At 59.9% G+C, this 19,201-nt stretch carries 15 protein-coding genes; 5 read left to right on the plus strand and 10 right to left on the minus strand.

Annotation, left to right across the window (positions count from 1 at the left end; genetic code table 11):
- Positions 1-477: an SOS-induced cell division inhibitor SulA gene (gene sulA, locus ASE98_RS04410; protein WP_060540148.1), complete on the plus strand. Its 477-nt coding sequence runs from the start codon at positions 1-3 to the stop codon at positions 475-477.
- A 93-nt stretch (positions 478-570) separates the two neighbouring features.
- Here the strand turns inward: sulA and ASE98_RS04415 are convergent, their stop codons facing one another.
- The 7 genes from ASE98_RS04415 to ASE98_RS04445 all read right to left on the minus strand — a co-directional run bounded on the left by ASE98_RS04415 (position 571) and on the right by ASE98_RS04445 (position 9,185).
- Positions 571-804 carry a hypothetical protein gene (locus ASE98_RS04415; protein ID WP_060540174.1) on the minus strand — a complete coding sequence of 78 codons (234 nt, stop codon included), beginning with the start codon at positions 802-804 and terminating at the stop codon, positions 571-573.
- 94 nt (positions 805-898) lie between these two features.
- On the minus strand, positions 899-1,423 hold the full coding sequence (locus ASE98_RS04420) for a DUF6586 family protein (protein ID WP_060540149.1): 525 nt from the start codon (positions 1,421-1,423) through the stop codon (positions 899-901).
- A 277-nt stretch (positions 1,424-1,700) separates the two neighbouring features.
- Positions 1,701-4,328, minus strand: coding sequence for a type I DNA topoisomerase (gene topA / locus ASE98_RS04425; RefSeq protein ID WP_060540150.1), 2,628 nt, complete (start codon positions 4,326-4,328; stop codon positions 1,701-1,703).
- Positions 4,329-4,442: 114 nt separating this feature from the next.
- Positions 4,443-4,679, minus strand: a complete 237-nt coding sequence (locus tag ASE98_RS04430; protein ID WP_060540151.1) for a DUF1653 domain-containing protein — start codon at positions 4,677-4,679, stop codon at positions 4,443-4,445.
- Positions 4,680-4,778: 99 nt separating this feature from the next.
- Positions 4,779-5,954 (minus strand): acetyl-CoA C-acyltransferase FadA, encoded by a 1,176-nt coding sequence (gene fadA, locus ASE98_RS04435; RefSeq protein WP_060540152.1) that lies wholly within the window; start codon positions 5,952-5,954, stop codon positions 4,779-4,781.
- Positions 5,955-5,983: 29 nt separating this feature from the next.
- A complete protein-coding gene (gene fadB, locus ASE98_RS04440) occupies positions 5,984-8,131 on the minus strand; it encodes a fatty acid oxidation complex subunit alpha FadB (RefSeq protein WP_060540153.1) in 2,148 nt (715 codons plus the stop codon).
- Between the two features lie 616 nt (positions 8,132-8,747).
- A complete protein-coding gene (locus tag ASE98_RS04445; protein WP_060540154.1) occupies positions 8,748-9,185 on the minus strand; it encodes a hypothetical protein in 438 nt (145 codons plus the stop codon).
- 105 nt (positions 9,186-9,290) lie between these two features.
- On the opposite strand from ASE98_RS04445, the gene ASE98_RS04450 reads away from it, so the two are divergent.
- Entirely contained in the window at positions 9,291-9,731 is a 441-nt protein-coding gene (locus ASE98_RS04450; protein WP_060540155.1) for a universal stress protein, read from the plus strand.
- Between the two features lie 192 nt (positions 9,732-9,923).
- Here the strand turns inward: ASE98_RS04450 and ASE98_RS04455 are convergent, their stop codons facing one another.
- The gene (locus tag ASE98_RS04455; protein WP_060540156.1) at positions 9,924-11,843 is read right to left on the minus strand and encodes an ATP-binding cassette domain-containing protein; all 1,920 of its coding nucleotides are present in this window, start codon (positions 11,841-11,843) and stop codon (positions 9,924-9,926) included.
- A 213-nt stretch (positions 11,844-12,056) separates the two neighbouring features.
- On the opposite strand from ASE98_RS04455, the gene ASE98_RS04460 reads away from it, so the two are divergent.
- On the plus strand, positions 12,057-13,985 hold the full coding sequence (locus ASE98_RS04460) for a transglycosylase SLT domain-containing protein (protein WP_060540157.1): 1,929 nt from the start codon (positions 12,057-12,059) through the stop codon (positions 13,983-13,985).
- 111 nt (positions 13,986-14,096) lie between these two features.
- On the opposite strand, the gene ASE98_RS04465 is transcribed toward ASE98_RS04460, so the two are convergent.
- Positions 14,097-15,887, minus strand: coding sequence for an ABC transporter transmembrane domain-containing protein (locus ASE98_RS04465; RefSeq protein WP_162237379.1), 1,791 nt, complete (start codon positions 15,885-15,887; stop codon positions 14,097-14,099).
- Positions 15,888-16,132: 245 nt separating this feature from the next.
- Here ASE98_RS04465 and ASE98_RS04470 point away from each other — a divergent pair, with 245 nt between their 5' ends.
- Entirely contained in the window at positions 16,133-16,312 is a 180-nt protein-coding gene (locus ASE98_RS04470; RefSeq protein ID WP_060540158.1) for a PA1571 family protein, read from the plus strand.
- A 62-nt stretch (positions 16,313-16,374) separates the two neighbouring features.
- On the opposite strand, the gene pdxB is transcribed toward ASE98_RS04470, so the two are convergent.
- Complete coding sequence (gene pdxB / locus ASE98_RS04475) at positions 16,375-17,517, minus strand: 4-phosphoerythronate dehydrogenase PdxB (protein WP_060540159.1); 1,143 nt, start codon at positions 17,515-17,517, stop codon at positions 16,375-16,377.
- Positions 17,518-17,692: 175 nt separating this feature from the next.
- On the opposite strand from pdxB, the gene ASE98_RS04480 reads away from it, so the two are divergent.
- On the plus strand, positions 17,693-19,102 hold the full coding sequence (locus ASE98_RS04480) for an MATE family efflux transporter (RefSeq protein ID WP_060540160.1): 1,410 nt from the start codon (positions 17,693-17,695) through the stop codon (positions 19,100-19,102).
- Positions 19,103-19,201: the final 99 nt, after the last annotated feature.

The following is a 19,201-nucleotide window of genomic DNA, read 5'->3' on the forward strand; positions in this document are numbered from 1 at the left end:
ATGCAGTTTCCACAGACATCGCCACAGCAAGCCCAACTTTCGCTGTTCGAAGCGTTCATGGCCCAGCCATTGGCACCGATCCTGAAAGACGTGGTCGAAGCGCCCTGGAGCGCCGAGCCCGAAGTTTTCAGTGAGCTGTCACTGCGCGGTGCAGCCGGAAACTGCCTGAACCTTCTGGCGCCGATTCTTCGGGAATTGAGCCAGGACCAGGATGCGCGCTGGCTGACACTGATAGCCCCGCCCGCCAGCCTGACCCAGGCCTGGCTACGCGATGCAGGCCTCAACCGCGAACGCATTCTGCTGCTGCAACCACGGGGCAGCCAAAGTGCCCAGCAACTGACCTGTGAAGCCCTGCGCCTGGGCCGCAGCCATACGGTGGTCAGTTGGCTCAACCCGTTGAATGCCCAATCTCGGCAACAACTGATCAGCGCCGCCCGCACCGGGGACGCTCAGAGCCTGAATATTCGACTGGGTTAACGGCAGGCAAGACGCGTTTTGATCCGCGTAAGGCTTCTCCAAGGGACGGAGAAGCCGATATGTGGCGATACAGGATAATGCGACGGACGGGGATCAGTGCAGAACCCGCGATCCCTCTTCCTTTTCGAATTCGCCCTCGACAAGGCGACCCGCCATCTGCACGCCGACGCTCAGCATCGCCTTGGCGACCTCTACGTGCTGGCCTTGCAGAAACACCTTGGCATCCTCGGAGAAATCCAAAGTAACCAGAGAACCTTCGTCCTCGGCCCTGCGCAGCTCGATTCGGCCGTCTGGTAACTCGACAATTTCTAGAAAGGACGTTGGCATAAAGGACTGTTCTCCACGAAAGGCGAGCATTATATAGGCATCGTTCAGGCTTCGCTTGGTATCTTGACCAGCTGTCATTGCCTGGACGCTTCTTTCAGCACTCGTTCAGGCCTTCGCGAAACCTGATCGCCAACCCTTTCAGGTTCTGACGCCAGCTCTCCAGCTCTTCCCGACTCAGCTCCTCGGCTGCCTCCTCTTCGTCCAGATTGACCGCCAGGATCAACGGTTGCGTCACATCGCCTTTTGGCTTGCGCGGCGCTCTTGGCGGCTGGAACAGCGCAGCATGGGCCGCCAACAGCTTGGCCAGCCAGGTTTGCGGATTGTGGGCCAGTTCGACCATCTCGGCCATTTCCGGAATGGCGATGGTTTCCAGCACTTCTCGAGTCAGCAACAGCTCTGCACGGGGCGCATTGGCTTGTGGCAGACGATAGAAGCCGGCGATTTCATGGCACAGCCCCAACAAGGCGCCGTACAGGTGAAACAATGCCGATTCGCGTCCGGCCTGGATCAGCGCCAGGGAGTTCATTGCCCGCCCCTCCTCCGCCCGCGCGAGCGCCTCAAGCGACAGGCCGGCGAAATAAATCTTCTGATTGGTACGGGTATAGAGTTCGTGGGCCATGACGGCAGCCTCCACAACGAATAAGGGCTTCTAGCAGGTCAGACAGTGTCGTGGATCGGCCGATGCGACTGCAAGCCCTACCATACAAGCGAGCCTGCTCCGGGCGGAGTTCCGACGATGGACGTCAACGATAACGCGAGCTTTCTGGATAAACGCGTCGCCCTAGCGTTTTTTCGCGAGCGTGCTCGCTCCTACAGAAAGAGACAGCAGACAACCAACAAAAAGGCCGCATGAACACCCTAAGGTGCTCATGCGGCCTTTTTGCTACCGCAGGCCGTTAAGCCTTGGCGGCCGGACGCTTGTCTTCAACCTTCCACTTGCCACCGTCATAGAACGCTTTCCAGCCAGTCGGCTTACCGTCGACTTCGGTCTGCACGTACTGTTCCTTGGTCTTGCGGCTATAGCGGATTACCGCTGGCAGGCCATCCGGGTCCTTCTTCGGCGCTTCGCAGAGGAAGTGATACTTGGGATCGATCTCATCCTTGTGCGGGATGATTTCCAGCACCAGAGGAGCACGGGTCTCACGGTTTTTCGGGAACTGGCTGGCCGCCAGGAACAGTCCGGATGCACCATCGCGCAGGATGTAGGTGTCGTTGACCTTTTCGCATTTCAGCTCGGGCATCTTCACCGGGTCCATCTTCGGCGGCGCCGCATCACCGCTTTTCAGCAGTTTGCGGGTGTTCTTGCAGGTCGCATTGGTGCAACCGAAGAACTTGCCGAAACGGCCGGTCTTGAGCTGCATCTCGCTGCCACACTTGTCGCATTCCAGGCTCGGGCCTTCATAGCCTTTGATGCGGTAGGTGCCCTCCTCGATTTCGTAGCCATTGCAATCGGGGTTGTTACCGCAGATGTGCAGCTTGCGCTTCTCATCCAGCAGGTAGGCATCCATCGCCGTGCTGCAGATCGGGCAGCGATGCTTGCCACGCAACACCAGCGACTCCGACTCACCCTCGTCGTCCGCGGCGATTTCATCGCCCGGCACCAGGTTAACGGTGGCCTTGCAGCGCTCTTTCGGCGGCAGGCTGTAGCCCGAGCAACCGAGGAACACGCCGGTCGAAGCAGTACGAATCTGCATCGGACGACCGCAGGTGGTGCACGGAATGTCGGTCATTACCGGCTGGTTGGCACGCATGCCGTTGTCCGGGCTTTCGGCAACTTCCAGTTTCTTCTTGAAGTCGCCGTAGAACTCGTCCAGCACGTTTTTCCAGTCGCGTTCGCCCTGGGCCACGTCATCGAGGTGCTCTTCCATGCCGGCGGTGAAGCCGTAGTCCATCAGGTTGGAGAAGCTTTCGGACAGGCGCTCGGTAACGATGTCTCCCATCTTTTCCGAGTAGAAGCGGCGGTTATGCAGCGCCACGTAGCCACGGTCCTGGATGGTCGAAATGATCGCCGCATAGGTCGAAGGACGACCAATGCCGCGCTTTTCCATTTCCTTGACCAGGCTGGCTTCCGAGTAACGCGCCGGCGGCTTGGTGAAATGCTGGGTCGGATCAAGCTTGATCAGCTTCATCGCATCGCCCTGGGCCATGTCCGGCAATACATCGTCGTCGCCTGGCTTGGCAATTTGCGGCATGACACGGGTGTAACCGTCGAACTTGAGGATGCGGCCCTTGGCGCGCAGCTCGAAGTCGCCGGCACCGACGGTGACGGTAGTCGACAGGTATTGCGCCGGCAGCATCTGGCAAGCGAGGAACTGGCGCCAGATCAGCTCGTAGAGCCGCTCAGCGTCACGCTCCATGCCCGACAGCTTGCTTGGCTCAGTATTGGCGTCGGAAGGACGAATCGCTTCGTGAGCCTCCTGTGCGCCTTCCTTGCTGCTGTAGACGTTCGGCGTTTCCGGCAGGTACTTCTTGCCGAACTCGCCTTCAATATAGGTACGCGCCATCGCCACGGCGTCAGCCGAGAGGTTGGTGGAGTCGGTACGCATGTAAGTGATGTAGCCGGCTTCATACAGACGCTGGGCCATCATCATGGTCTTCTTCACGCCGAAGCCCAGGCGGTTGCTCGCGGCCTGTTGCAGGGTGGAGGTGATGAATGGCGCCGACGGTTTGCTGCTGGTCGGCTTGTCTTCGCGCTTGACGATGCTGTAGCTGGAAGCCTTGAGCTTTTCCAGCGCGGCCATGGCCTGGGCTTCATTGAGCGGCTTGAAGGCTTCGCCTTTCTCGCGAGCCACGTCGAAACGCACGTTCGCGCCCTTGGCGGTGCCGAGGTCAGCGTGGATTTCCCAATACTCTTCAGGGTTGAAGGCACGGATTTCGCGCTCACGCTCAACAACCAGCTTTACCGCTACCGACTGCACGCGACCGGCGGACAGGCCGCGGGCGATCTTGGCCCACAGCAGCGGCGAAACCATGTAACCCACTACGCGGTCGAGGAAGCGACGCGCCTGCTGAGCGTTGACACGATCGATGTCCAGTTCGCCCGGCTGGGAGAAGGCTTCCTGAATCGCCTTCTTGGTGATTTCGTTGAACACCACGCGCTTGTAGCGGCTGTCGTCACCACCGATGGCTTCGCGCAGGTGCCAGGCAATGGCTTCCCCCTCGCGATCCAAGTCGGTTGCGAGATAGATGGTGTCAGCATCCTTGGCGAGCCGGCGCAGCTCTTCGATGACTTTTTCTTTGCCCGGGAGGATCTCGTACTTGGCTTTCCAGCCATGATCCGGATCGACACCCATGCGCGCGACCAGCTGCTTGCGCGCCTTTTCTTTCGGCGAGAGCACCGGACCTTCACCTGCGGCGGCCTTGCCACGCTTGGCAGCTGGCTCTTTGCTGGCGCTAGCCGAACCGCTGGTGGGCAGGTCTCGGATATGGCCGATGCTCGACTTCACCACGTATTGGTTACCCAGATACTTGTTGATGGTCTTGGCCTTAGCCGGGGATTCCACAATGACCAGCGATTTGCCCATGGATCAGAAAATTCCTGAATTCGAGAAGTGAAAGGCGATTGGCGCCTGACGCGGCACCGCTATATATAGTGGCAACAAGGTGAGGTCAAGCGCAGGGTTTTGCGCGCCCTCGGCTTATGGCCTGTTAAAAAGGCTTTCTTCGGCCTGCACCAGAGCAAAGCGCGGCACCTGTTCGCCGTCAACCTCGACGGTCTCCAGGAACATGCTCAAGGGACGTACCCAAAAGCCGTAATCGCCATACAGGGCTTGGTAGAAGACCACTTCTTCTTCGCTTTCCGAATGCCGCGCGACACTGAATACGCGGTACTGCGGACCTTTGTAATGTTGGTAGAGCCCAGGTTGTATCGGCATGCTTTGGCCCTCACTCAAATTTTTTCAAAATAAAAACAAAAATAAATCCGGAAAAACAAAAACCGGGGCACTTGGCCCCGGCTTCCATCAACGAGACGCTTAAACGCGTTCGAAGACGGTGGAGATGCCTTGGCCGAGACCAATGCACATGGTGGCTACCCCAAAGGTGCCGCCATTTTGCTTCATCACGTTGAGCAAAGTGCCCGAGATACGCGCACCGGAGCAACCGAACGGGTGACCCAGGGCAATCGCGCCGCCGTGCAGGTTAACCTTCTCGTTCATCTTGTCGAGTACTTTCAGATCTTTCAGCACTGGCAGGGCCTGTGCGGCGAAAGCTTCGTTGAGCTCGAAGAAGTCGATATCGGAAATACCAAGACCCGCACGCTTCAATGCTTTTTGTGTGGCCGGTACTGGACCATAGCCCATGATCGCCGGGTCCACACCTGCCACTGCCATCGAGCGAATCACCGCCATAGGCTGGATGCCCAGGTCCTGTGCACGCTGCGCCGACATCACGATCATGCACGAGGCACCATCAGTGATCTGCGACGAAGTACCGGCTGTCACGGTGCCGCCCTTTGGATTGAACGCTGGCTTCAACGCTGCCAGGCTTTCCAGAGTGGTCTCCGGACGAATGGTTTCGTCGTAGTCGAAGGTTTTCAGGAAACCGTTCTCGTCGTAACCCTGCATCGGGATGATTTCGTCTTTGAATTTGCCTTCCACGGTCGCCTTGTGGGCGAGTTGGTGGGAGCGCAAACCGAAAGCGTCCTGTTGCTCGCGGGTGATGCCGTGCATCTTGCCGAGCATTTCCGCGGTCAGGCCCATCATGCCCGAGGCTTTCGCCGCGTGCAGCGACATGTGCGGGTTCGGATCGACACCGTGCATCATGCTCACGTGGCCCATGTGCTCGACGCCGCCGACAACGAACACGTCACCGTTGCCGGTCATGATCGCTTGCGCGGCAGTGTGCAGGGCACTCATGGACGAACCACACAGGCGGCTGACGGTCTGGCCGGCCGAGGTGTGCGGGATCTGGGTCATCAGGGACGCCATGCGGGCGATGTTCCAGCCCTGTTCCAGGGTCTGGTTCACGCAGCCCCAGATCACGTCTTCGACTTCGTTCGGGTCGACCTTGACGTTGCGTTCCAGCAATTTGCTGATCAGGTGCGCCGACATGTCTTCGGCGCGGGTGTTGCGGTGCATGCCGCCCTTGGAGCGGCCCATCGGAGTACGACCGAAGTCGACAATCACGACGTCTCTAGGATTCAAGCTCATAAGTTCACTCTCACTCTAGTTGGGGGCACTTAACCGAAGAAGCTCTGGCCGTTCTTGGCCATTTCACGCAGCTTCGCGGTCGGGTGGTACAGCGCGCCCAAATCAGCGTACTGGTCAGCCAGGGCAACGAACTGGGCAACACCGATCGAATCGATGTAGCGCAGCGCACCGCCACGGAATGGAGGGAAACCAATACCGTAGACCAGACCCATGTCGGCTTCGGCAGCGGTTTCGACAATGCCGTCTTCAAGGCAACGCACGGTTTCCAGGCACAGCGGGATCATCATCCAGTTGATGATGTCTTCGTCAGTGACTTCGCGCTGCTCGTAGACGATTGGCTTGAGCACTTCCAGTACCGCCGGGTCGGCGACTTTCTTCTGCTTGCCTTTCTTGTCGGTCTCGTAGGCGTAGAAGCCCTTGCCGTTCTTCTGGCCCAGGCGCTTGGCTTCGTAGAGCACGTCGATGGCCGTACGACGGTCATCTTTCATGCGATCAGGGAAACCTTCAGCCATTACGTCACGGCCGTGGTGGCCGGTGTCGATGCCGACCACGTCCATCAGGTAGGCCGGGCCCATAGGCCAGCCGAATTTTTCCATGACCTTGTCGATACGCACGAAGTCCACACCGGCGCTGACCAGCTTGGCGAAACCGCCGAAGTACGGGAACAGGACGCGGTTGACCAGGAAGCCCGGGCAGTCGTTGACGACGATCGGGTTCTTGCCCATTTTCTTGGCGTAGGCAACGGTGGTGGCAATCGCCAGCTCGCTGGACTTCTCGCCACGGATGACCTCAACCAGCGGCATCATGTGCACCGGGTTGAAGAAGTGCATGCCGACGAAGTTTTCCGGACGCTTGAGGTTTTTGGCCAGCAAGGTGATGGAAATGGTCGAGGTGTTCGAGGCGAGGATGGTGTCCTCTTTGACCTGGTCTTCGACTTCGGCCAGAACGGCTTGCTTGACCTTTGGGTTCTCGACGACAGCTTCAACCACCAGGTCGACGTGACCGAAATCACCGTAGGACAAGGTAGGACGAATGCCGTTGAGTACTTCGGCCATTTTTGCGGCGGTCATGCGGCCTTTTTCAACGCGGCCAACCAGCAGTTTGGCGGCTTCGGCCAGCCCCTGCTCGATACCGTGCTCGTTGATGTCCTTCATCAGGATCGGCGTGCCTTTGGAAGCCGACTGGTAGGCGATGCCGCCACCCATGATGCCGGCGCCCAGTACAGCGGCCTGCTTCACGTCCTTGGCGATTTCGTCGTAGGCCTTGGCCTTTTTCTTCAGCTCCTGATCGTTCAGGAACAGACCGACCAGGCTTTGTGCAGCAGAGGTCTTGGCCAGTTTGACGAAACCGGCAGCTTCGACTTCCAGCGCCTTGTCACGACCGAAGTTCGCAGCTTTCTGGATGGTCTTGATCGCTTCAACCGGCGCCGGGTAGTTCGGGCCAGCCTGACCGGCCACGAAACCTTTGGCGGTTTCGAAGGCCATCATTTGTTCGATAGCGTTCAGCTTGAGTTTCTCAAGCTTGGGCTGACGCTTGGCCTTGAAGTCGAACTCACCGGAAATGGCGCGCTTGATCAGTTCCAGGGCAGCATCTTGCAATTTCTCAGGAGCAACCACTGCATCGACGGCACCGACTTTCAGCGCGTCTTCAGGACGGTTTTCCTTGCCAGCGGCAATCCACTCGATGGCGTTGTCGGCACCGATCAGGCGCGGCAGACGCACGGTACCGCCGAAGCCCGGGTAGATGCCCAGCTTGACTTCCGGCAGACCGATCTTGGCCTTGGTGGACATGACGCGGTAGTCCGCCGCCAGGCACATTTCCAGGCCGCCACCCAACGCGATGCCGTTGATGGCCGCTACGGTCGGCACGTTGAGGTCTTCGAAATCGCTGAAAATCTTGTTGGCTTCGAGGTTGCCAGCAACCAGCTCTGCATCCGGCAGCTTGAAGTTGTCGACAAATTCAGTGATGTCGGCACCGACGATGAACACGTCCTTGCCGCTGCTGACGATCACACCCTTGATCGAATTATCTGCCTTGATGGCGTCCACGGCCTGACGCAGTTCGTTCAGGGTTAGACGGTTGAACTTGTTGACGGACTCACCCTTGAGGTCGAACTTCAGTTCGACGATGCCACTTTCAAGAGCCTTAACCGTGATGGCTTTACCTTCGTAAATCATCAACTGATCTCCACGATATGGAAGCTGAACAGTACACGTCGGACGCAGGCGAATGGTTCGGCAGGGACGGTTTCCGTCGATGCTACGCCCATTCCCCCGACACACCCGCCAACGCGATATTCGGGATTCTGTAGGAGCGATCTGTAAAACAAACGCTCAATTCATACGCCCGTTTGATTTGGGTACGTCACCTTCACGGAATTTCCGACAATTGTCAATCGCCTGAAACAGGGGATGGAGCGCGACTTTACGGTCATTTCCGTACTACGAGGCCTTAAACACGCCGAAGCATGTGAACGCATTCATAGGATCAATTGTTAGAAAAGTCGCCCTAATTCCCTGCAGGCCGCGTTTAACGAGCTACGCTGGCGAAAAGCGGGATAAACATGAATGCTTTTTGGCAATGCCTGATGCAAATTCAGCCCGAACCGATTTACCGGCCTGCCTGGCCAAACCGGCCCGATGATACTGTCGGGCTTTTTTTTGCCCGACTCCTGCAGGAGCCAGCATGCTGGCGATGGTGGTCAACGATGACGCGGCAAACCTGACGCCCCGAGGCGTTCTCTGGTTTTTCGCGAGCATGCTCGCGCCTGCGCCGGCGTGAGCAGGAGGGAGTTCAGGCGAGCGCCTTCAAGGTGGCGTCGATCTGTTGCAATACCTCGGCTTCGCCCTTCTCGCCCCAGTACAAAGCGATCATCTGCCTGTCCGCCTCGACCTTGTAGACATTGCCTGGCAATTTTTCGAAATGATTGAGTAACGCCGGATCTTCGCAGATTTCCTGCCACTGATTGACCCAGACACCTGGCGATTTCTGCCAGTAACTCCAGCACGCAGGCTGACTGCCCCGGCGCGGGCGATGGTACTGCGCACACGGGCTTGGCGGCTCCTGGCTGAGCCAGTGCGGCCACTCCTGAGGCGCCAATTGCATGGCCAGGCCGATGCGTCGGGCCTCCATGCGCAGGGCTATCCGGCCACTCTGGGCACGGGACGGGCGCAACCATGCCAGTGGACTCAGCACCACCAGCAGTATTGACAGCACTATCCAGACCGTCATATCTGTACTCCCGATTCTTGATGGGCACATTGGGTCACTTTGGAACCAATGCGCTTGAAACCAGCCATACTTACCAATATTGCAATCCCTCAGGAGGAGCACCTCATGCCCTACAACCACATTCTGGTCGCTGTAGATCTAACCGAAGAGTGCGATCCTGTAATCCACCGCGCTCGCGAACTGTCGGTAAGTAGCGGTGCGAAGCTGTCGCTGGTGCACATTGTCGAGCCGATGGCCATGGCCTTTGGCGGTGATGTGCCAATGGACCTGTCACAACTGCAACAACAGCAGTTCGATCAGGCCAAAGAGCGCCTTGACCGGCTGATCGTGAAGTATCCGGAGCTTACCCGGGAATACAGCCACCTGACCTACGGCCAGCCACGCCAGGAGATTCACCATCTGGCCAAGGAACAGACCTGTGACCTGATCGTGGTGGGCAGCCATGGCCGGCATGGCCTGGCACTGCTGCTGGGCTCCACCGCCAACGACGTGTTGCATGGCGCCCCTTGCGATGTCCTCGCTGTACGCCTGCAAAACAAAAGCTGACAATACAAATCATTGTGGGAGCGGGCTTGCTCGCGAAAGCGGTGTTACAGTCGACACATTCGTTGAATGTTAAACCGCCTTCGCGAGCAAGCCCGCTCCCACATGGAATCTGCGATAATCCGCAGATCGCATTGCATATGAAAAGCCCGGCGTTCATCACTGAACGCCGGGCTTTTTTTATTGCGCGATCAATCAGGCATCCAGCTCGGCCCAGCGCTCGACCATCACGTCGAGTTCAGCCTGCAACTGTTCCAGCTGAGCGATCACCGCAGCCGTCTCGGCAGCCGGACGCAGGTAGAAACCGGCATCGGCCATCTGCGCCTCAACGGTGGTAATCTGCTGTTCCATGGCTTCGATCTGCCCCGGCAGCGCTTCCAGTTCACGCTGCAACTTGTAGCTGAGCTTCTTCTTCGCCACGGGTGTCTCGACTGCCGCCGCGACTGGCGCAGGCTCGGCCTTGACCACTGCCGAATTTAGGTCGGCCTTGCCGGACTTGCTCTCAGTCACGCCCAGCAGGCGCGGCGAACCGCCCTGACGCAGCCAGTCCTGATAGCCACCGACATATTCGCGAACCTTGCCTTCACCTTCGAAGACCAGGGTGCTGGTGACCACGTTGTCGAGGAATGCCCGGTCGTGGCTGACCATCAGCACGGTGCCGTTGAAGGTCAGCAAGACCTCTTCCAGCAGCTCCAGGGTTTCAACGTCGAGGTCGTTGGTCGGTTCGTCGAGCACCAGCAGGTTCGCCGGCTTGCTGAACAGCTTGGCCAGCAGCAGACGAGCGCGTTCACCACCAGACAGCGCCTTGACCGGCGTGCGCGCACGCTGCGGGCTGAACAGGAAGTCGCCGAGGTAGCTCAGCACATGGCGGCTCTGGCCGTCGATATCGATGAAGTCGCGACCTTCGGCGACGTTGTCGATCACGGTCTTTTCCAGATCCAGCTGGTGGCGCAACTGGTCGAAGTAGGCCACATCGATCTTCGTGCCCTCTTCCACCTTGCCGCTGGTTGGCTGCAGGCCGCTGAGCATCAGCTTGAGCAGCGTGGTCTTGCCGGTACCGTTGGCGCCGAGCAGGCCGATACGGTCACCGCGCTGCAGCACCATCGAGAAATCCTTGATCAGGAACGGGCCACCCGGGTGAGCGAAGCTCACATTCTCGAGGACCATCACCTGCTTGCCGGACTTGTCGGCGGTTTCCAGCTGGATATTGGCCTTGCCGGTACGCTCACGACGCTCGCTGCGCTCCACGCGCAAGGCTTTGAGGGCACGCACGCGGCCCTCGTTACGGGTGCGACGGGCCTTGATGCCCTGGCGAATCCACACTTCTTCCTGGGCCAGGCGCTTGTCGAACAGGGCATTGGCGGTGGCTTCCGCCGCCAGTTCGGCTTCTTTGTGCACGAGGAAACTGGCGTAATCGCCATTCCAGTCGATCAGGCCGCCGCGATCCAGTTCGAGGATGCGGGTCGCCAGGTTCTGCAGGAAAGAACGGTCGTGCGTGATGAACAGCACGGCGCCCTGGAAATCCTTCAGTGCTTCTTCAAGCCAGGCGATTGCACCGATGTCCAGGTGGTTGGTCGGCTCATCGAGCAACAGCAGGTCCGGCTCGGACACCAGGGCCTGGGCCAGCAGCACGCGACGACGCCAGCCGCCGGACAATTCGGCGAGGGTCTTGTCCGCAGGCAACTGCAGGCGGCTCAGGGTGCTGTCGACCAGGGTCTGCAAGCGCCAGCCATCACGGGCTTCGAGGTCGTGCTGAACGTGCATCAGCTTGTCCAGGTCGGCATCGGTGACGCAGTTCTGGCTCAGGTGGTGATATTCGGCAAGCAAGGCACCGACGCCGTCCAGGCCTTCGGCAACCACGTCGAACACTGTCCGCTCGTCGGCCACCGGCAATTCTTGCGGCAATTCGCCGATCTTGAGCCCGGGTGCACGCCAGACAGAGCCGTCATCGGGCTTCTGGTCGCCCTTGACGAGCTTCATCATGCTGGACTTGCCAGTGCCGTTGCGGCCGATGATGCACACCCGCTCACCACGGGCGATCTGCCAGGACACCTTGTCCAACAACGGCATAGCGCCGAAAGCAAGGGACACATCGCTGAATTTGAGCAGGGTCATGAGCTTCTCCAAAAACCGGGCGCGCATTCTACCTGACTTGGGGCGTCAGAAGGCCGGCAATTTCATTCTCGTAGCACTCTGCATGACAAATGTTGCTAACTGATGCCGTGACGCCGGCAAAGCTTTCGCGCGTTGCTGGCAAAAGGCTAAGCTACAGATAATTCAGTGGGGGCCTGACCCGCACTTGTCATGATTTCTCTGCCCGGATGTCTCATGCGCAGTCGCCTTTTCAGTCTCTTATCCTGCTTTGTTCTTTCTGCCGCTGCCGTTCAATCCGTACAGGCCGTGGATATTTCCACCCAACGCCAGTATTACGATGAAGCCAAGCGCGCCCTGGCCAAGGGCGACTCCGGCCCGTACTTTCGCTACAACCAGGCCCTGGCCGATTATCCGCTGGAGCCCTATCTGGCCTATGACGAGCTGACCGCTCGCCTGAAAACCGCGAGCAACGCCGAAATCGAGAAATTCCTCGCCGAACATGGCGATCTGCCGCAAGCCAACTGGATGAAGCTGCGCTGGTTGCGCTGGCTGGCCGACCGTGGCGACTGGGCGACCTTCGTCAAGTATTACGACCCGAAAATGAACTTCACCGAACTGGACTGCCTGAATGCGCAGTACCAGATCAGCCATAACCTCAAGTCCGAAGGTTACGCCAACGCCAACAAGCTCTGGCTGACAGGCAAATCGCAGCCCGAGGCCTGCGACACGCTGTTCGCCATGTGGGCTGCCGATGGCCAGTTGACCGAGCAAAAACGCTGGGAGCGCGTCAAGCTTGCCGCCCAGGCACGCAACTATCCGCTGGCAAACAGCCTGACCAACGGCTTGACCACCCTCGCCCCGCGCGGTCGCTTGCTGATCGACGTGGCGCAGAAACCGGAAATGCTCAACCAGCCTTCGCGTTTCACTCCGGCCGATGAACCCATGTCTGACGTGGTCAGCCTCGGCCTGCGCCGCCTGGCCCGCCAGGATCCGGACCGGGCCATGAACCTGCTCGACGGCTATGCCAGCAGCATGCATTTCTCCCGGGATGAAAAAGTCGCGATCGCCCGGGAAATCGGGCTGACCCTCGCCAAACGGTTCGACGGTCGGGCACTGAACCTCATGACCCAGTACGATCCGGAACTGCGCGACAACACGGTGTCCGAGTGGCGCTTGCGCCTGCTGCTGCGCCTGGCGCGCTGGGACGAGGCCTATCAGTTGACGCGCCGCGTGCCGCAAGACCTGGCCACCGCCAACCGCTGGCGCTACTGGCAGGCCCGCAGCCTGGAGCTGGCGCAGCCACAGAGCCCGGAACCCCAGAGCCTGTACAAGAACCTGGCCCGCGAGCGCGACTTTTATGGCTTCATGGCGGCCGATCGTTCGCAATCGCCCTACTCGCTGCTCAACAAGCCGCTGGCACTCAGCCAGGCCACCATCAATAAAGTACGCAACACACCCGGCATCCGCCGAGCCCTGGAGTTCCACGCCCGCGGCCAGATCGTCGACGGTCGCCGCGAGTGGTACCACGTCAGCCGCCATTTCAGCCGTGATGAAATGGTCGCCCAGGCCAAACTGGGCTACGACCTGAGATGGTATTTCCCGGCGATCCGCACCATCAGCCAGGCGCAATACTGGGATGACCTGGACATCCGTTTCCCCATGGCCCATCGCGAAACCCTGGTGCGTGAAGCGAAGAATCGCGGACTGCATCCGAGCTGGGCGTTTGCCATCACCCGTCAGGAAAGCGCCTTCATGGACGATGCTCGCTCCGGCGTCGGTGCAACGGGCCTGATGCAGCTGATGCCCGCGACCGCCAAGGAAACCGCACGCAAGTTCAGCATTCCTTATTCCTCGCCACAGCAGTTGCTCAACCCGGACAAGAACATTCAGCTCGGCGCCGCCTATTTGAGCCAGGTGCACAGCCAGTTCAACGGCAACCGCGTCCTCGCCTCCGCCGCCTACAACGCCGGTCCCGGCCGCGTGCGCCAGTGGCTGCGCGGCGCAGACCACCTGAGCTTCGACGTGTGGGTGGAGAGCATCCCGTTCGACGAAACCCGCCAGTACGTGCAAAACGTGCTGTCGTATTCGGTGATCTACGGCCAGAAACTCAACTCACCGCAACCGATCGTGGATTGGCATGAGCGGTATTTCGACGATCAGTAAGAGCTGCAGCGGCAAGCTTTAAGCCACAAGCTGCGAGCAGTTCTCGCTAGCCGTAAAAATGCCCGCATTTGAAAGATGCGGGCATTTTTTATTGATCCATTTGGTCGCTACTTAGTCGATTACTGGGTCGAATACTTCCTGGCCATCATTGAACTGCAACGCCGCCAACCGCGCATACAGCGCATTACTGGCGATCAGCTCCAGGTGCGTGCCCACCGCTACCAGTTTCCCTTGGTCCATCACCGCGATCCGGTCGGCGTTTTTCACGGTGGCCAGGCGGTGGGCGATGACCAGGGTGGTGCGGTTTTTCATCAGGCTTGGCAGGGCTTGCTGGATCAGGTGTTCACTCTGGGCATCGAGGGCGCTGGTGGCTTCGTCGAGCAACAGGATCGGTGCATCCACTAACAAAGCCCGGGCGATGGCCAGGCGCTGGCGCTGGCCGCCGGACAAACCCAGACCGCCGTCGCCCAGGTGCGTCTGGTAGCCATTGGGCATGGCCTCGATGAAGTCATGGGCATAGGCGATTTTCGCCGCTTCCCGGACCTGCTCCGGGGTTGCTGCCGGATTACCGTAACGAATGTTTTCTTCGATGCTGCCGAAAAATAGCGCCGGGTTTTGCGAGACCAGGGCGAAGCAGCGCCGCAAGTCCAATGGGTCGAGCTGTACCAGCGGCACGCCATCGAGCAGGATGCACCCCTCGGCGGGGTCGTAGAAACGCAGCAGCAGATCGTACACCGTGGACTTGCCGGCGCCGGAGGGACCAACCAGTGCGAGGGTTTCGCCGGCATTGATCGAAAGGCTCAAACCATCGACGGCATAGCTTTCAGGACGTGACGGGTAAGAAAAGCGCACCGCTTGCAGCTGCAGATTGCCCCGGACTCGCTCCGGTAGCGCCACTGCCCCGGTAGCTGGCGGCTGGATGATGTTTTCCGAGCGCAGCAACTCGGCGATCCGCTCGGCGGCCCCGGCCGCACGCTGCAATTCCCCTATCACCTCGCTCAATGTGCCGAATGCACTGCCGACGATCAGGCTATAGAAGACAAACGCCGCCAGCTCGCCTGCGGAAATCCGCCCGGCGATCACGTCCATGCCGCCGACCCAGAGCATCACCCCGACCGCACCGAGCACCAGCACGATCACCAGGGTGATCAGCCAGGCGCGCTGAAAGATGCGTTTGCGCGCGGTGTCGAAGGCATCTTCCACGGTCCTGGCGAAGCGCCGCTCGTCCTGCGCCTGATGGTTGTAGGCCTGCACGGTTTTGATCTGGCCCAGGGTTTCCGAGACGTAGCTGCCGATGTCGGCAATCCGGTCCTGGCTCAGGCGCGACAGGTTGCGCACCCGGCGCCCGAAAATCAGGATCGGCGCGATCACCAATGGCAAAGCCACCACCACGATACTGGTGAGCTTGGGGTTGGTCACAAACAGCAGCACTATCCCGCCCAGCACCATCAGCAGATTGCGCAGGAACAGCGACAACGAAGAACCGATAACCGATTGCAGCAGCGTGGTATCGGCGGTCAAGCGTGACTGGATCTCCGAGCTGCGGTTGTCTTCATAAAAACCCGGGTGCAGGTAGATCAAATGGTTGAACACCTGGCGCCGGATGTCAGCGACGCAACGCTCGCCGATCCACGACACCAGGTAAAAACGCGCAAAGGTGCCGACCGCCAGCCCCATCACCAGCAACAGGAACAGACCGATGGACTGGTTGAGCAGGTGTGGCGACTGGGTCATGAAACCCTGGTCCACCAACAGGCGAATCCCCTGCCCCATGGACAAGGTGATTGCAGCGGTGACGATCAACGCGAGCAAGGCACCCAGGGCCTGCCAGCGGTACGGGACGATGAAACGACTGGCCAGGCGAATCGCACGGCGTTGACGGGCAGAGAGCATCGCAATCATCCACGGAGGTCATTAAGGTCAGCCTACACGCTCGTTGGCCGAGGAACTTTGTAAATCACAATGCGTCAGGTTAATTATGACCGGCAAGACTAGTGACTAGACGCTAATGGTCTAAAGTTCGAGTAGCCAGATGATGGCATTTCTGGTGGACTGGTAACGCCGTTTCGGAAAGACCGCAGGGAGTTGTCATAGCCCGGTCACCTGACGGCTTTAAAGTAGGCACACACCTGAAGAGGAGACAGGCCATGTCCTTGCAAAACAGCAGCGATGACAAGATTCAAGTGATCCGCACGCAGCCAGACCAGTCTCTGGGTTGCTCGATTATCGACGAACAGGGCCGCGAGGTACCGATCACTGAAGCAATGATCCAGTGCGCCTGCCGCGAACTGGAAGACCGATTGGTCAAGCCTGCCGAACAAAAGTGATGTAGCCACCGTCTTCTTGACCCGGCCCGTTGTTGGCCGGGTTTTTTATGCCCAGTGGTGTATCAGACCGCTGTTGAGCCAAGGGCTGCCACTATTTGCCGCAACGCCGCTGAGTCGCCCTCGATCCGCACCTGCAATCCGTCGATCTCACGACGCGGCGGATAGTTCTTGCGCAGCACATCGAATGCCGCACGCTGCTCGCTGACACTGCCGACAAGGCTGCGACGAAAATCCGCATCGTCGCGGCGCGGGTCGTACACACCACGGCACAACGTCGCCAGGGCCCAGGCCGGATCGGTTTGTGCGTTCAGGGTCACGTGCGCCAGCCAGGGTGCCGGCAATAAATCGCTCAAGCTGACCACGGCCGGTTGTCCGAGAAACTGGCAATACGCCTGATAGATCTGCGCAGTCCCGCGCTGCTTGCCATCGAGGCTATAGCCGGCAATGTGCGGCGTCGCCAGCACGCACAGATCAGCCAGGGCAACATCGACTTCCGGTTCGCCTTCCCAGACATCCAGCACCGCCTGGAGGTCTTCGCGCTCCAGCAGCACTTCGCGCAGCGCTGCGTTGTTCACCACCGGACCACGACTGGCGTTGATCAGCCAGGCGCCTGGCTTGAGCTGCTTCAGGCGTTTTTCGTCAAACAGATGCCAGGTCGGCTGCGCGCCTCGCTTGCTCAACGGCGTGTGCAGGCTGATGACGTCGCATTCTTCGATGATCCGCTCAAGGCTGACGTAATCGCCACCTTCAGCAACTTGCCGGGGCGGGTCGCAGACCAGCACCTTCCAGCCCAGGCCTTGCAGGACGTTGACCAGCCGCCCGCCCACTTGTCCGGCACCGACCACGCCGTAGGTGCGTTGTGTCAGGTCGGCGCCCTCTATCTCGGCCAGGGTCAGCAGGCTGCCGAGCACGTAGTCAACCACCCCGCGGGCATTGCAGCCCGGGGCGCTGGACCAGGTGATGCCGGCCTGATGGAAGTACTCCAGGTCCAGGTGGTCGGTGCCGATGGTGCAGGTGCCGACAAAACGCACCTTGCTGCCGTCGAGCAATGCGCGGTTGACGTTGGTGACCGAACGCACCAGCAGTACATCGGCCTGTTCGACGGTAGCACGATCGATGGAGCGACCCGGTACCCGGCGGATTTCACCGAAGCCTTCAAAGAAGGCATCGAGCAGGGGGATATTTTCGTCGGCAACAATCAGCATGGCAGGCTCCTTGGGCGGATCGGCAGTGTAGGCGTAGATACCCTCCAGCGCCTATCCCTCTGTGCTGCGGCTGCAATTTCGGGAGATTACAAATAGGTAACACTGTCTTTTCCTGACTACTGCGTCAAGGCGTAGAATGCGCGACTGTACTTAGCACCCCTTGGACGTTTCGCCTTTGAATTCCGTGACTGACCACCCTGCCGCCCTCTCCCTTTCTCGCCCGGCCCGGGTACGCCTTGAGCTGAAGAATCTGCTCGGCCTGGCCCTGCCGATCATGATCGCGCAACTGGCGACCACCGCCATGGGCTTCGTCGATGCGGTGATGGCCGGCCGGGTTGGGCCACGTGACCTCGCTGCCGTGGCCCTGGGCAACTCGATCTGGGTGCCGGTGTTCCTGCTGATGACCGGCACCTTGCTGGCGACCACACCAAAAGTTGCCCAGCGCTTCGGTGCCGGCACCCACAGTGAAATCGGCCCGATCGTACGTCAGGCGCTGTGGCTGGCACTGGTCGTCGGACTGCTGGCGACCGGCGCGCTGTTCAGCGCCGAACCGATCCTGCACGTCATGAAGGTCGATCCCGAACTGATCGGCCCATGCATGCAATACCTGCATGGCATTGCCAGTGGCTTGCCTGCCGTCGCGTTCTATCATGTGCTGCGCTGTTTCAGTGACGGCCTGGGCCGCACCCGGCCGGCGATGGTGCTGGGCCTGTGCGGCCTGGCCTTGAACATTCCCCTCAATTACATCTTCATCTACGGCCACTTCGGCGTCCCGGCCATGGGCGGCGTTGGCTGCGGTTGGGCCACCGCCATCGTGATGTGGGTGATGGCCCTGGGCATGGCCGGCTGGGAGCGCTGGGCACCGGCCTATCAGTCGAGCCAATTGTTCAGCCGCTTCGACTGGCCGCAATGGTCGGTGATCAAGCGCTTGCTGGGGATCGGTCTGCCGATCGGGATTGCGGTGTTTGCCGAGTCGAGCATCTTCGCCGTGATTGCCCTGCTGATCGGCAGCCTTGGTGCCACTGTGGTCGCAGGACACCAGATCGCCCTGAACTTCAGCTCGCTGGTGTTCATGATCCCCTACTCCCTGGGCATGGCCGTCACCGTTCGGGTAGGCCAGGCCCTGGGCCGTCAGCAACCGCGCGAAGCACGCTTCGCCGCCGGGGTCGGCATGGGCACGGCGCTGGCGTATGCCTGCCTGTCCGCGAGCCTGATGCTGTTGCTGCGCGAGCACATCGCCGCGATCTACACAGCCGATCCAACGGTGATCCAGGTGGCGGCGATGCTGATCGTGTATTCGGCGCTGTTCCAGTTTTCCGATGCGATCCAGGTGACAGCCGCCGGCGCACTGCGTGGTTATCAGGACACGCGGGTGACCATGATCCTGACGCTGTTTGCCTACTGGGGGATCGGCTTGCCGGTGGGTTACGCCCTGGGCTTGACCGACTGGTTCGGCGCACCGAGCGGCCCGAGCGGACTGTGGCAGGGACTGATCGTGGGCTTGAGTTGCGCGGCGCTGATGCTGTCTATTCGCCTGACGCGCAGTGCACGAAAACGGATCCGCATCAGCCATTCGGCGGGTTGAGTGTCTAGTCCTGAAATAGGTTTACACCTGTTTCAGTCTCAAAACGCCCGATGCACCGCATCGGGCGTTTTGTATTTCAAGGCCAGATGTGGCCGCTCC

It is taken from the genome of Pseudomonas sp. Leaf48 (assembly GCF_001421885.1).
Taxonomy (GTDB): Bacteria; Pseudomonadota; Gammaproteobacteria; order Pseudomonadales; family Pseudomonadaceae; genus Aquipseudomonas.